The sequence below is a fragment of the Propioniciclava soli genome (genome assembly GCF_014858005.1).
In the GTDB taxonomy this organism is placed as follows: domain Bacteria; phylum Actinomycetota; class Actinomycetes; order Propionibacteriales; family Propionibacteriaceae; genus Propioniciclava; species Propioniciclava soli.
The window spans coordinates 91,177-104,305 of sequence record NZ_JACYOT010000001.1 but is presented as its reverse complement, the minus strand read 5'-3'; the positions used below and the strand labels follow the sequence as shown (position 1 = coordinate 104,305).

At 74.1% G+C, this 13,129-nt stretch carries 10 protein-coding genes and 1 pseudogene; 2 read left to right on the top strand and 9 right to left on the bottom strand.

What is annotated here, in order from left to right; translation table 11 throughout:
- The first annotated feature begins 3 nt into the window (after positions 1–3).
- Complete coding sequence (locus tag IFY26_RS00450; RefSeq protein ID WP_232547042.1) at positions 4–591, top strand: GNAT family N-acetyltransferase; 588 nt, start codon at positions 4–6, stop codon at positions 589–591.
- Positions 592–600: 9 nt separating this feature from the next.
- Here the strand turns inward: IFY26_RS00450 and IFY26_RS18325 are convergent.
- The 5 genes and pseudogenes from IFY26_RS18325 to IFY26_RS00430 all read right to left on the bottom strand — a co-directional run.
- Positions 601–696: pseudogene (locus IFY26_RS18325) on the bottom strand (hypothetical protein); the annotation flags it as partial.
- Positions 697–708: 12 nt separating this feature from the next.
- Entirely contained in the window at positions 709–1,164 is a 456-nt protein-coding gene (locus IFY26_RS00445; RefSeq protein ID WP_232547041.1) for a type II toxin-antitoxin system VapC family toxin, read from the bottom strand.
- Complete coding sequence (locus IFY26_RS00440; RefSeq protein ID WP_232547040.1) at positions 1,139–1,420, bottom strand: type II toxin-antitoxin system Phd/YefM family antitoxin; 282 nt, start codon at positions 1,418–1,420, stop codon at positions 1,139–1,141. The genes IFY26_RS00445 and IFY26_RS00440 overlap by 26 nt, the downstream gene beginning before the upstream one ends.
- A gap of 64 nt (positions 1,421–1,484) precedes the next feature.
- Positions 1,485–4,121, bottom strand: a complete 2,637-nt coding sequence (locus IFY26_RS00435; RefSeq protein ID WP_232547039.1) for a PEP/pyruvate-binding domain-containing protein — start codon at positions 4,119–4,121, stop codon at positions 1,485–1,487.
- 43 nt (positions 4,122–4,164) lie between these two features.
- Positions 4,165–6,135, bottom strand: coding sequence for an ABC1 kinase family protein (locus IFY26_RS00430; protein ID WP_232547038.1), 1,971 nt, complete (start codon positions 6,133–6,135; stop codon positions 4,165–4,167).
- Positions 6,136–6,440: 305 nt separating this feature from the next.
- Here IFY26_RS00430 and IFY26_RS00425 point away from each other — a divergent pair, with 305 nt between their 5' ends.
- Positions 6,441–6,743, top strand: a complete 303-nt coding sequence (locus IFY26_RS00425; protein ID WP_232547037.1) for a hypothetical protein — start codon at positions 6,441–6,443, stop codon at positions 6,741–6,743.
- Between the two features lie 65 nt (positions 6,744–6,808).
- Here the strand turns inward: IFY26_RS00425 and IFY26_RS00420 are convergent, their stop codons facing one another.
- The 4 genes from IFY26_RS00420 to IFY26_RS00405 form a co-directional block, all read right to left on the bottom strand.
- The gene (locus IFY26_RS00420; RefSeq protein WP_232547036.1) at positions 6,809–7,972 is read right to left on the bottom strand and encodes a uroporphyrinogen-III synthase; all 1,164 of its coding nucleotides are present in this window, start codon (positions 7,970–7,972) and stop codon (positions 6,809–6,811) included.
- A 127-nt stretch (positions 7,973–8,099) separates the two neighbouring features.
- Complete coding sequence (locus tag IFY26_RS00415) at positions 8,100–9,590, bottom strand: FAD-dependent oxidoreductase (protein WP_232547035.1); 1,491 nt, start codon at positions 9,588–9,590, stop codon at positions 8,100–8,102.
- On the bottom strand, positions 9,587–11,716 hold the full coding sequence (locus IFY26_RS00410) for a molybdopterin oxidoreductase family protein (RefSeq protein ID WP_232547034.1): 2,130 nt from the start codon (positions 11,714–11,716) through the stop codon (positions 9,587–9,589). The genes IFY26_RS00415 and IFY26_RS00410 overlap by 4 nt, the downstream gene beginning before the upstream one ends.
- A gap of 16 nt (positions 11,717–11,732) precedes the next feature.
- A complete protein-coding gene (locus IFY26_RS00405) occupies positions 11,733–13,091 on the bottom strand; it encodes an MFS transporter (RefSeq protein ID WP_232547033.1) in 1,359 nt (452 codons plus the stop codon).
- Between the last annotated feature and the right edge of the window lie 38 nt (positions 13,092–13,129).

Genomic DNA, 13,129 nt, shown 5'->3' with positions numbered 1-13,129 from the left:
GCCATGCTGATCGTCCCCGCCAATGAAGCGGCATGTGAGGACATAGCGGCGGTGTTCGGGACGCGCGGTGCGGCTGCGGAGTGCCAGTGCCAGCGGTACCGGCTGGCGCGCGGCGAGGCCTTCGGGAACACCCCGGTCGAGGAACGCGCCCAGCGGCTGCGCGAGCAGACGGCGTGCGGGGACGCCTCGGCGTCCACCACCAGCGGGCTGGTCGCCTACCTGGACGACGAACCGTGTGGCTGGTGTGCGGTCGCCCCGCGGCCGGCGTACGGCGGGCTCGTGCGCAACGCCAACCAGACCGCGTGGCGCGGCCGGAGCGAGGACCGGGACGACGCATCGGTGTGGGCCGTGACGTGCCTGCTGACCCGGGTGGGGATGCGCGGCCGGGGCGTGGCCCGGGCGCTCGCCGCCGCGTCGGTCGGCTTCGCCCGCGAGCGCGGCGCCCGGCGGCTCGAGGCCTACCCCATCACCGTGGCCCAGGCGACGTGGGGCGAGGAGCATCCCGGCCCGCTGCAGGTCTACCTCGACGCCGGGTTCACCGTGGTGCACCGGCCCTCGAAGCGCCGAGCCGTGGTCAGCATCGACCTCTGAGGGGGCCCGTCAGCCGGTGGCGGACGCCGCCCCGTGCCGGCTCGCGTAGGCCGCCGGGGTGAGGCCGGTGACCCGGCGGAAGTCGCGGCTGAAGTGCGCCTGGTCGAACGCGTCGCGTCAGATCCCACCCGGGCCGGGGGGCGCGTCCGCATCAGGCAGCGCTGCCGGGCGCACGATGTCAATCTCCGCGATCGACGTGCCGAAGTCACGGGCATTGTTGGTGATGAAGCGCTCGGCACCGGCGTTGACCGCCGTCGCGAGGTGGATCGCGTCCGCGGCCTTCAGCTTGTACTTCGCCCCCAGAACCGATGCGAGCTCCCCGACGACCTCGGTGCAGGGAAGCAAGGTGAGGCGGCCGAGCACCTCCGCGAGAACGCCGGCCTGGTCATGAGCTCCCTCGCGCAGCGGTTTGCTCAGGAGTTCGGGCAGGAGCACGGTCGAGCCGACGCGTGGCGCGTCGCTTCGCAGCAGGGGCAGAACTCGGCGGCCCAGCACATGGTCGGGCACTGCCGCGTAGATCAGGACGTCGGCGTCAAAGGCGTCCATGTCACCCGTCGCGGCCGCGTCGGACATCGACCACCAAGGCCTGGGCGTCCGCCTCCGACAGCCGCGGTTGGAGCACCCCGGCCGCCCGGGCGCTGGCGAGGGTGTCCCTCAGGGAGCGAGCCTCCGCCAGCGCGGCGTCCGCTCGCCGGACCGCGATGGCGGACGGATGGACCATCACCGCGACCGGCCGGCCGTGCCGCGTCAGCACCACCTCGTCACCGGCCTCCACCTGTTCCACGAGGTGGGCCAACTGGGCGCGAGCCACACTGATCGGTACTGACATGGACAAGATTGTACAACTTCACGCCCGGCCACTGTCCGCCAACCTCCCCCGGGTCGCGCCGGCGTCAGTGACGTCGTCTCCAGACTGATGCCGACAGAGCACCGACGGCGCCCAGGGCGACGGCCGTCGCCAGGGCCGCAGCGACCCGCCCAGCGGCGTCCGCTGTGGCCGGCGTAGCCTCGGCCTCATCCAGCACCACCCGTGCCCCGACGCCGTCCACGGTGATCTCGTCGCCCGTCGCGATCCGGCGGGTGGCCGCACCCGTGCCCAGCACCGCCGGAATGCCGTACTCGCGCGCCACGATCGACCCGTGGCTCAGGACGCCGCCGATGTCGGTCACCACGCCCGCGGCCCGCGCGAACAGGGGCGTGTAGGCCGGGGTCGTGATCGCGGCGACGAGGATCTCACCGGGTGCGAAGGCAGCGAAGTCCTCCGGCCCGGCCACCACCCGCGCCCGGCCCGTGACGGTGCCGCCGCTGCCCGTCGTGCCGCTCAGCACCGGGCCGTCGCCGGACTCCCGCGCCGGCATCATCGACTCCAGCCACCGCAGGCCACCGCCCTGGGGCAGGTACTGCGGCGGCGTCGCCCGGCGCTGCCCCCGCCACGCGACCTGCCGTGCCTCGACGATCTCGGAGTGCGGCGCGACCGGCGCGCCCCGGTCGAGGTCGGACGCCAACCCCTCGGCCTCCGCGCGCGTGAGCCAGTACACGTCCTCGGCGGACGCCAGCGCGCCGGCGCCGACCAACCGGCCACCCAGCTCGCGCAGTAGGCGCCGGGCCGTGGGCCAGGCCAGGCCGAGCGCGGCCAAAGCGTCCTCGCGGATCGGCGCCCACCGCTGCGCCAACGCGAGCGAGCGCCGCGCGAGGCGGCGCAGCACGGGGTCGAGGCAGCCCATCAGCTCGGCGGTGATCCTCTCCCGCAGCACGGCCTGGGCGCGCTGCCGCGCATGCGGGTCGCCCGACTGACCTTCCAGCGCGTACCGCAGGCCGACGAGCACGGGCTCGGGGTCGTCGGCCGGCACCGGATTCATCAGGTCGAGGTTGAACAGCAGGTGGCCGTGGGCGGCGAGGTGGGCATCCCACTGCCGGCGGAATTCGGCCCACACCTCCGCGGCCACCCCCTCGGGCGCGGCGTCGCCGATCTGGAGGGCCGGAGTCGTCAGCGACGAGGCCAGCTCGGAATGCTCCCGGCACCAGGCGGCGAGGTCGAACAGCGACTTCTCCGCCCGGATCGGCTCGGAGTCGAAGCCCACCAGGAACGCTGCGGCGTCCGGCCCGTGGGGCCTGGCCAGCACGCGGGAGTGCAGCGTCGTCCAGGCGATCTCCGCCATCGCGGCGACCGGGATGATCGACTGCACCGTCGTGTAGTACAGGCAGGTCGCGTCGACCAGTTCCTGCGCACCGGTCAGCAGCTCCACGGACGCCAGCGCGGCCGCCTCCTTCGCGTCCCAGGCAGCGACCGTCCGCCGGAAGCGGGGCAGCTCTCGGTCGCACCACCGGTCGTGGACGAACCCGCTCCGCGACAGGTGCGCCAGGCCCGCGGGCGTGAACGACCACATCTGGTTCCACGCGCGGCGGCTGTAGTCGTAGAACGCGTACCCATTGATGGTCGGAAACTCCACATCGAGCGTGGCGGTGCGCGGGCTCAGCTCCGCGACGAGGCCCTGCAGCCCCGCCGGCACCGCGGTGGCCGCCATGTCGGCGAACAGGGGGCTGAGCGGGTCGGGGAGGTGCTCAACGATGCTGGCCCGGAAGTACAGGCTGCCCGGGCGGGGCACGGGCCACGTGGTCGGCACCGGGCCGGAGGGCTCCGGCAACGCGGTGATCGGACGCGCCTGCACGATCTGGAACTCCCCGCCGGCCAACACCCACTCGATGTCCTGGGGCGACCCGAAGTGAGCAGCGATGCGCGCGCCCAGTGACGCCAGCGCGCGCGCCTGGTCGTCGGTCAGCGTCCGGGCGCGACGCCGGTCGTCCGGTGTGGGCCGCTGCGTCACCCCGCCATCGGTGGCGACCGTCATGGACTGCTTGCTCCCCATCGTGACGCGGATCCTGTCCGCCCCCACCACGAACTCGTCGGGTTCGACCGTGCCGCCCACCACGCTCTCACCCAGGCCCCACGCGGCGGTGATGACGCTCTCGTCGCGGCGCCCGGTGACCGGGTGCGCGGTGAACAGGACGCCCGCCACCTCGGCCTCCACGAGAAGCTGCACGACCACCGCCATGCTGAGGTGCCCGGGGGCATCTCGTCCGGCGCGCTCGGCCGCAGCGCGATAGGCCACGGCCCGCTCGGTGAACAGCGACGCCCAGCAGCGGGCGACGGCGTCCACCACCGCGTCCGTGCCGACGACGCCCAGATAGGTGTCCTGCTGCCCCGCGAAGCTCGCCGTGGGCAGGTCCTCCGCGGTGGCCGAGGAGCGGACGGCCACCGGGCCGCCCCCCAGCGACGCGTAGGCGGCGGCCACCACGCCGGCGAGGGCGTCCGACACCGGCCGCACTGATCCCGACCCACCTGACCCCGACCCACCTGACCCCGACCCAGCTGAAGAGTCATCGAACGCAGCCGTCGTGACCACGAACCCGTCGGGCACGGGGAACCCCGCCCGCAGCAGCTCCCCCAGATTCGCGCCCTTGCCACCGGCGAGGCGGATGTCCTCGCGTCCGACGTCAGCCAGCGGGAGCACTACGCAGGGATCGCCCATGGGCCCGATGCTAAACCCGCACCCGCTCGCCCGAGGGACTTCGTCAGTGACGCGGGCCGAACACCAGCGCGACGCAGCGCAGCGCCAGGACGAAGCCGGCGAAGGCGAGGAGGGAGCCCAGCACGGGGTACAGGCCAACGCCGGAGCCGAGTTGGACCCCGCCCGGAGCGGTCGCGAGCAGGATGCCACCCAGCACGGCCGCCGCCGCCAGCACCGCGGCCACGACCTGCTGTGCCAGTCCGAGCAGGAAGCCGCGGTCGTCGGGGTCGCTCAGCACGCGGACGTGGGTGGTGAGCCGGCCCCGCTCGAGGTCCTCGGTGATCTTGGCGACCCGGCGGGGCAGGTGGTCGAGCAGCGGCAGCAGGTGCAGGGCGCGTTGGGTGAGCTCGGCGCGGACGCGCTCGGCCGACAGATCCCCCAGCACGTCGCGGCCGGCCTCGCGGGCGGCGGCGACGAGGTCGAGGTGGGGGTCGATCAGGCGCAGCGTGCCCTCGAGCGCGCCCAGGGAGCGCAGCGCGGCGGCGATCGCGGGCGGCACGCGAAAGCCGTGGCGCACCACGAGAGACAGCAGGTCGCCGAACACCTTGAGCGATCCGCCGGAGCCCAGGCCGCCGCGCACTCGCGTCATCAGGGTGCCGATCTCCCGCTGGAGGGCCCGCTCGTCGAGCCCGTCGGGGCGGTCGAGCAGCTCCAGCAGGGCATCGGTGGCGCTCACCGGGTCGTCGGCGTCGATGGCCCACAGCAGCATGCCCAGCGTCCGGCGCGAGACGGCGTCGAGGCGTCCGACGGACCCGAAGTCCAACAGGCCCACGCTGCCGTCCGGCCAGATCACGACGTTGCCGGCATGCAGGTCGGCGTGGAACACCCCGTCCCCGACGATCTGGCCGAGCACGGCGTCCAGCAACCGTTGGGCGGCGGCGGTGCGGACGCCGGCGTCCAGCCCCGCGATCAGGTTGGACGCCTGCGCGACCGGCGTACCGTCGAAACGCTCCATGACGATCAAACGGGAGGAGCAGAAGGCGTCTGCCACCCACGGCACCCGGACGCCCCGCGCGGCGAGCGACGCGCGCACCGCCGCCATGTTGTCGACCTCGACGCGGTAGTCGAGCTCCTCGGTGAGCGAGGCGGCGAACCCGCGCGCCAGGTCGTTCAGTCCGATGGCGCGCGCCCAGCCGGCGTTCCGGTCGAGGGAGCGCGTCACCTGGTCGAGCAGATCCAGGTCGGCCGCAACCTGGGCGATCGCGCCGGGCCGCTGCACCTTGACGACGACGGGGCGGCCGTCGGCCAGCGTCGCGGCGTGCACCTGGGCCACGGACGCCGACGCGAGCGGCTCGGTTTCGACGCTGCTGAAGACTTCTTGGATCGGTCGGCCGAGCTCATCGGCCACGACGGCGCGGACGTCCCACGGCTCCGGCTCGGCGCGATTGGTGAGATGGCTGAGCTCCCGGACGAAGGGCTCGGGCAGCAGGTCGGAGCGCGTGGAGAGCATCTGGCCGAGTTTCACGAACGTCACCCCACCCTCCTGCAGAGCGCGGCGGAGCGAGGCCGCGAGTTCGTCGTCGCGCCGCGCGGGCCGCAGCCCGCGCAAGGGCGCGCCCAGGCCGTGGCGCGCCGCGATCATCGTGATCTGGTGGTACCGGCGGGCCCGCGCCGTCCGGCGCCGCCACCCCAGCAGCCAGGCGCGCACGGGTGGGATCGCCCCGGTCGGCACGACGATCTCCGCCATCAGGAGCACGGCGGCCGACGCTGCGAACGCCCACAGCACGAGGACGCCGAGGTGGGCCAGCGTGCCGGCGCCGACCGCCCCCTCCCGCGGCTGACTGGTGATGACGTCACCCATCACTCCGACCAGCACGAGGATGGCGATGCCGCACACCGCGATGGTGCGGGGCCAGCCGACGCGCACACCCAGGACGCGCCGGACGGTCTGGGCCACCAGCCACGTGAGGCCGAAGAAGAGCACCGTCCAGATCGTGACGTCGACCAGGGCTGCGAGCATGGCGAGCCACTCCACGGGCGCTCCTCGTCGGTTCGGGCTGTGCGTCCAGAACACGCGTCGCGCGACGACTGACCGGTGTGCCGTCCGCCGCGGTCGCGTGCTGGGGGCACCTTAACCCACCGTCTCGACCCTGAGGTGTCCGACGTTGGGGTCACCCTCGCGGGCCGCGGAGCCCGCGGCGGTTCGGGCGTCGCAGCCCCGTCCTCCTGCCCCTTCAACAACCACCCAGTGAGGAAATTTGACAAGACACCTCCGGATGGTTGAATCTTCACCTGTGGGCGTTGGTTGAATGTTCACTTAACTGTCTGGGGGGAAATCCGATGAGCACCATCTCGATCATTCCGGCCGCCACCGCGCCGATCGCGGACCCGTGGGTCGCACCCCGCCACCCGCGCAACCTTCCGGGCATCGTCGCCCTGACGCTGGCTCTCGTCGGCTCCCTGCTCGCGCTCGTTCCGGCGACCGCAACCGCCGGGTGGTACCTGCTGCCTGGCAGCTTCCTGCTCGCGCTGGCGGCCCTCACCGTCGCCGAGCGGGACAAGAACGTCCCGGCGCTCGCCGTCATGGTCGCCCTCGCCGGGGCCCTGCTGGGCGGCATCGCCTTCGCCCTCACCAGCCTCTGAGGCCCGGCCGCACGATCCGGGCCTCCCCCGCCGCCTGACGCGCTCCCCGGACGCGGCGCGCGGAGTCAGGACGCCAGATCCAGCCGGTACCCGCGCCGCGGGACCGTGGTCACCACGGCCCGGTTCCCCAGGCTGTCCCGCAGGCGCGCGATGGCGACCTCGGCGGCGTGGGGATCGGCGGAGGTTCCCGGCAACAGCGCCAAGATGTCCTCGCGCGTGACCACCCGACCTGCCGCCCCCACCAGGGCGGCCAGCACGTCGAACTGCACCCGGCTCAGCGGCAACACCCGGCCGTCGAGGCTGGCCCAGCTCCGCTTCAACCGCAGGACGCCCCCCGGCGTCCCCACCTCCACCACCCCGCGCCCGGTCAACGCCGCCGTCAGCTCCCGCACGAGCGCGCCCATCCGGAACCGGTCTGGGATCAGCGGGGTCAACCCCGCCTCCACCAGGGGAGCGGCCGTCACCGGGCCCACCGTCGCCGGCAACACCGGCCCGGCCAGGGCGGCGATCACCGCGTCCCGCAACCCCGCGCGTTCGGCTGCAGCCAGGAATTCCACCGCCCCCGGGGCGGCCGTGAACACCACCGCGTCCACGGCGGCGTCCGCCACCAGCCGCACGCCGCGCCGCACGGCCTCCGGATCAGGCGGTGGCCCCCAGCGGTACACCACCAGCGGCGTCACCCGCGCGCCGAGCGCCAGGAGCAATTCGTCGATGCCGTCGGCTCCCGACCCGTGGTGCTGGACGCCGACGTGCAGGCCCGCCACCCCCTCGGCCTCGAAGAGCTCCTTGATCTCGGCGGCGGTCTCCGACTGGGCCACCCAGTCGGCCACCAACCCGGCGCCGTGGATGGCCCCCTGCGCCTTGGGGCCCCGCGCGATGAGGCGCGCCCCCCGCAACACCGCCAGCAACTCCGCGTGGACGCCGGCCGCGTCCGCCGCCTCCAGCCAGCCCCGGAACCCGACGCCGGTCGTCGCCACCACCACATCGGGTGGATCGGCGATGAGCGCCCGCGTCTGGGCGAGCAGCTGCTCGTCGTCGGCGTGCGGCACGATCGACAGCACCGGCGCGTGGACGATCTCGGCCCCCCGCCGCTGCAGCGCCGTCCCCAGTTCCGTGGCGCGCCGCTTCGCGGTGAGCAGCACCCGGCACCCGGCCAACGCCTGGTCCGGACCCACCGCTGCAGGGTCGGGCACACCGGGCGGCACCGGGGGCGTCGTCGGCTGTTCCATCGGACCTCCTGGGTGGGGGCGGGCACGGGGGCGTCCCGAAATCTACGGCGTCGGCGCGACAGCCCGGCGACGCCCGTGTTTCGGCCGTGTGACGGGCCGCTCACACCTCCCAGCCCGACCCGCCCGGTCAGGCCACCGCGAACGCGCCCTCCTTCTCGGTCACAAGGGCCGACGGTGCCGCCCCCAGCGCCTCCACCAGCCGGCACACGTCGTTCGTGCAGCTCCCGCACCCGGTGGTGGCCCGCGTGACCTCGGCCACCTCCGGCACGGACGCCGCCCCGCCGCCCACCGCCGCGGCGATCGCCTGCTTGGGCACCGCGTTGCAGCGGCAGATGACCGCTTCGTCCGGCAGGTCCAGCACGGACGCCGCCGGCGCGGCCCCGGCGAGCGGCCGGGCCAGCAGCGCGGCCGGATCGGCCGGCACCGGCATCCGGCTGTCGAAGGCCACGGTCAGGTCGGCGGCGATCTGCGGGTCGCCGACGCAGGTCGCCCCCACCAGTACGCCGTCGGCGACGGCGATGCGGACGCGGCGGCGTCCGGCCGCATCGACGAAGCCGAGCACCCGGGGCGCCCCCAGGCCGAATTCATCGGCGGGGAACGCGCCCATGGTCACGGCGTCCACCCCGTCGGCCTTGAGCCGCACCACGCCGGCGTCGAACCCCAGCGTCGGCCGGGGCCGCGCCCGCCCGCCGATCTTCTCGGCCAGGTGGTGCGCCACGACCCGCGCCTGCTCCCAGCCCGGGCCGACGAGGCCCTGGCAGCCGCGACCGGTCTGGGCGCAATCGCCGATGGCGTGGATGTCGGGGTCGTCGGTGCGGCACAGGTCGTCCACGAGGACGCCGCGGCGCACGGCCAGCTCGGCGCGCGCCGCCAGCTCGATGCGGGGCTCCACGCCGATCGCGACGACGATGAGATCGGCCTCGATACGCCGGTCGTCGGTGAGCCGGATGCTCTTCAGCGCGTGGTTCCAGCGGCGCTCGATGCCGGCGATGCGGCAGTCGGTGAGCACCGCGACGCCGTGGTCGGCCAGGCTCGCGGCCACCACCCGGCCGCTGAGCGCGTCGAACTGCCGATCCAGCGGCGCCCCGCCCCGGTGGATCACCGTCACCGCGCAGCCCGCCCGCCGCAGCGCCACCGCCGCCTCAATGCCCAGCAGCCCGCCCCCGAGCACGACCACCCGCGCACCCTCGGCCGCCGCCGCGCGGATGTGCTGGGCGTCCGCCCAGCTCCGCAGCGCCGTGACGTCCGGCATCGGTTGCCCCGCCGAATCCCGCAGCCCCTCGATCGTCGGGAACACCGGGGCCGCCCCCGTCGCGAGCACGAGCGTGTCGAAGGGGTGCTCGCCCCCGGCATCGTCCGTGACGACCCGGCGTCCCCGGTCGATGGCGGTGGCCCGGACGCCGGCGCGCGCGTCCACGCCGGGGTGGGCGGGCAGGGTGAGGCCGGCCAGGTCGAGGTGCCCGGGGAGCACGTCGGGCAGCAGGATGCGGTTGTAGGCCGCCTCGGGTTCATCACCCAGAACGGTGAGCGTCACGTCCGGCAGCCCGTGGGCGAGGAGCTCCGCGACGAAGCGGTGCGCGACCATCCCGTGGCCGACGACGACGATGCGGTGGCTCATGCGGCGTCTCCCGGCGCGGGTGCGAACGAATGCGGCGCGTCCACGAGCCGTTCCAGCCGGACGGTCGCGACCTTCAGCTCCGGCATGCCGGAGACCGGATCGACGGCCGGGTTCGTCACCCGGTTGACCGCGCCGCGTCCGGGGTAGTGGAACGGCATGAACACCGTGTCGAGCCGCATGCCCTCGCTGAGCCGGGCCACCGCCTCGCACGACCCGCGCCGCGAGTGAACGCCCACGCGCTCGCCCGCCTCGACGCCGAGCCGCTGGGCCAGCAACGGGTGCAGCTCGACGTAGCTCTCGGGTTCGACGGAGTTCAGGGCGGCCACCCGCCGCGTCTGCGCCCCGGATTGGTAGTGCTGCAGGACGCGGCCGGTCACGAGATACAGGGGGTACTCGGCGTCCAGCAGGTCGTCGGGCGGGGTCTCGTCGACCGGATGCAGCACGGCGCGGCCGTCGGGGGTGGCGAAGCGGTCGAGGAACGTCCGCGGCGTCCCCGGGTGGCCGGGCTCGGGGCAGGGCCAGTACAGGGCTTCCCCGGCGCGCAGGCGTTTGTGGGAGAAGCCGGTGTAGTCGGCCACGCCGCCCGAGCTCGCCCGGGCCAGCTCGGCGAAGACCTCGGCGGCGTCCTCGGAGAAGTCGATCGGCGCGTCCAGCCGCCGGGCCAGCTCGCGCCAGACCCACAGTTCGGTCCGGACGCCCTCGGGCGGCGGCACCGCCTCGTCGCGCAGCAGTAGACGGCCCTCCAGATTGGTCATCGTGCCGGTCTCCTCGGCCCACTGGGTGACGGGTAGCACGACGTCGGCCAGCGCCGCGGTCTCCGACAGCACGAAGTCGCACACCACCAGGAGCTCCAGGGCACGTAACCGCTCGGTCAGCGGCCCCACGTCCGGCGCGCTGACGACGGGGTTCGCGCCGTGGACGAGCAGCGCCCGCGGCCCGCCCGGTGTCGCCAGCGACGCGAGCAGCGCCACCGCGGGCGGCCCCGCCCCGGGCAGTGAATCCGCGTCCACGCCCCACACGCCGGCGACGTGGGCGCGGGCGTCCGGGTCGGTGATCGTCCGGTAACCGGGCAGCTGGTCGGCCTTGAGGCCGTGCTCGCGCCCACCCTGCCCGTTGCCCTGCCCGGTGAGGCAGCCGTACCCCGAGCCCTCCCGGCCGGGCAGGCCGAGGCACAGCGCGAGGTTGACCGCCGCGGTCACCGTGTCCGTGCCGTGCGCGTGCTGCTCGGCCCCGCGCCCGGTGAGCACGTACCCGCCGCGCCCACCCCGGGCCGGGCTGGCCGCCGCGAGCAACCGCGCGGCCGCCCGCTGCTGCACCACGGGGACGCCGGTGACGCGCTCCACCCGCTCGGGCCACCAGGCGGCCAGGCTGGCGCGCAGGGCGTCCACCCCGCTGGCCCGCTCGGCGAGGTAGCCGCGGTCCACAAGCCCCTCGGCCCACAGGATCTGCGTGATGCCGAGCAGTAGGACGAGGTCCGTGCCGGGCAGCGGGGCGAGGTGCAGGCCGCCGCCGTCCTGGGTCAGGTCGGCCGTCGGCGTCCGCCGGGGATCGATGATGACCAGCCCACCGGCCTCGCGGGCGCCGGCCAGGTGGGTGACGAAGGGTGGCATCGTCTCGGCGGGGTTGGAGCCGACGAGCAGGATCGCCTCGGCCCCGTCGAGGTCGGTGAGGGGGAAGGGCAGGCCCCGGTCGAGGCCGAACGCGCGGCGTCCGCCCGCCGCGGCCGAGGCCATGCAGAAGCGGCCGTTGTAGTCGATGTTGGGCGTGGCCAGCGCCACGCGGGCGAACTTGCCGAGCTGGTAGGCCTCCTCGTTGGTGAGCCCGCCGCCGCCGAACACGGCCACCGACTCCGGGCCGTGCGCGGCACGCAGGCGCCGCAATTCACCCGCGACCCGGTCGAGCGCCTCCTCCCACGACACCGGGGCGAGGGTGCCGTCCGCCCCCCGCACCATCGGCGCGGTGAGCCGGCCGGACGCGGTGAGGACGTCGGCCGCCGTCCAGCCCTTCTGGCACAACCGGCCGCGGTTGGTGGGGAACTCCAGCGGCGTGACGGTCGGCCCGTCCGGGGTGGGCGCGACGTCCATCGCGCACTGCAGCGCGCAGTAGGGGCAGTGGGTGGCGACCATGGGGCGGCGTCCGGTGTCAGACCTTGAGGGCGGCGAGCTTCGAACCCGGGCGCAGGTAGACCGCCCAGGTGAGGACGCCCATCAGCACGTACGCGCCGATCAGCACCCACAGCGCGGCCTGGATGCCGCCGGTGGCGGTCGTCGACATCGCGAACCCGCGGGGGATGAGGAAGCCGCCGAACGCCCCGATGGCCCCCGCGATGCCGATGCAACCCGCCGCGGACCGGCTGGCGTGCAGCAGGGCGTCGGTCTGCGTGCCGGCCGTGCCCGCGAAGACGGCCGGGATCATCCGGTAGATCGAGCCGTTGCCGATGCCGGTGAACACGAACAGCCACAGGAAGGAGCAGAAGAACAGCACGAACGACTGCTGCTGCAAACCGAAGATCGCGCCCACCGCGCCCAGGGCCATGGCGCCGAAGGAGATGACGGTGACGATGCCGCCGCCCCACCGGTCCGAGAGCGAGCCGCCCAGCGGCCGGGTGACCGAGCCGACCAGCGCACCCAGGAAGGCGAGTGAGAGCGTCACCTGCGGGAACAGGTTGACGAGCAGCGTCGGGAAGGAGCCGGAGTACCCGATGAAGCTGCCGAAGGTGCCGATGTAGATGAACGCGATGATCCACGTGTGGGGGTGCTTCAGCGCGGCCGCGTAGGCGCGGGGGTCGGCCTTGGCGTGGGACAGGTTGTCCATGTACTTCCAGGCGCCGAAGGCGGCGAGCAACGCGAGCGGGATGAACATGAGGCCCGCCCGGTCGAGCGCCATGCCGCCGCCGATCACGACGACGATCGGCACCGCGAACTGGACGGCCGCGGTGCCGATGTTCCCGCCCGCGGCGTTGAGGCCGAGCGCGGCGCCCTTCTCCCGGGCCGGAAAGAAGAAGGAGATGTTCGCCATCGAGGAGGCGAAGTTGCCGCCGCCGAACCCGGCGAGCGCCGCGATCGCGACGAGGGCGCCGAACGGCAGCTCGGGGTGGTGGACGGCCCAGGCGAGCGCCCCGGTCGGGATCAGCAGGAGCAGCGCGGAGACCATCGTCCACGTGCGGCCACCGAACGTCGGCACCGCGAAGGTGTAGGGAATGCGGAGGGTGGCTCCCACCAGGGCCGGCGTGCTGACGAGCCAGAACATCTGGTCCACGCTCAGGTCGAAGCCGACCGTGTTGAGGCGGGGCACGACGATGCTCCACAGCGCCCAGACGGCGAAGCCGAGGAATTCGGCGAAGATCGACCAGTACAGGTTGCGGCGCGCCATGGGGCGGCCCACGCCCTCCCACTGGTCGCGGTTCTCCGGATCCCAGCCATCGATCCAACGGCCGGGGTTGCGGCGCAGGCCGTGATCGAGGGTCGTGGTGGCGGTCGAGCGCGACGCGGTGCTGGTCATGGTCGCTCCTTCGGGTCGGGGGCCGTGAGCGACGCTGC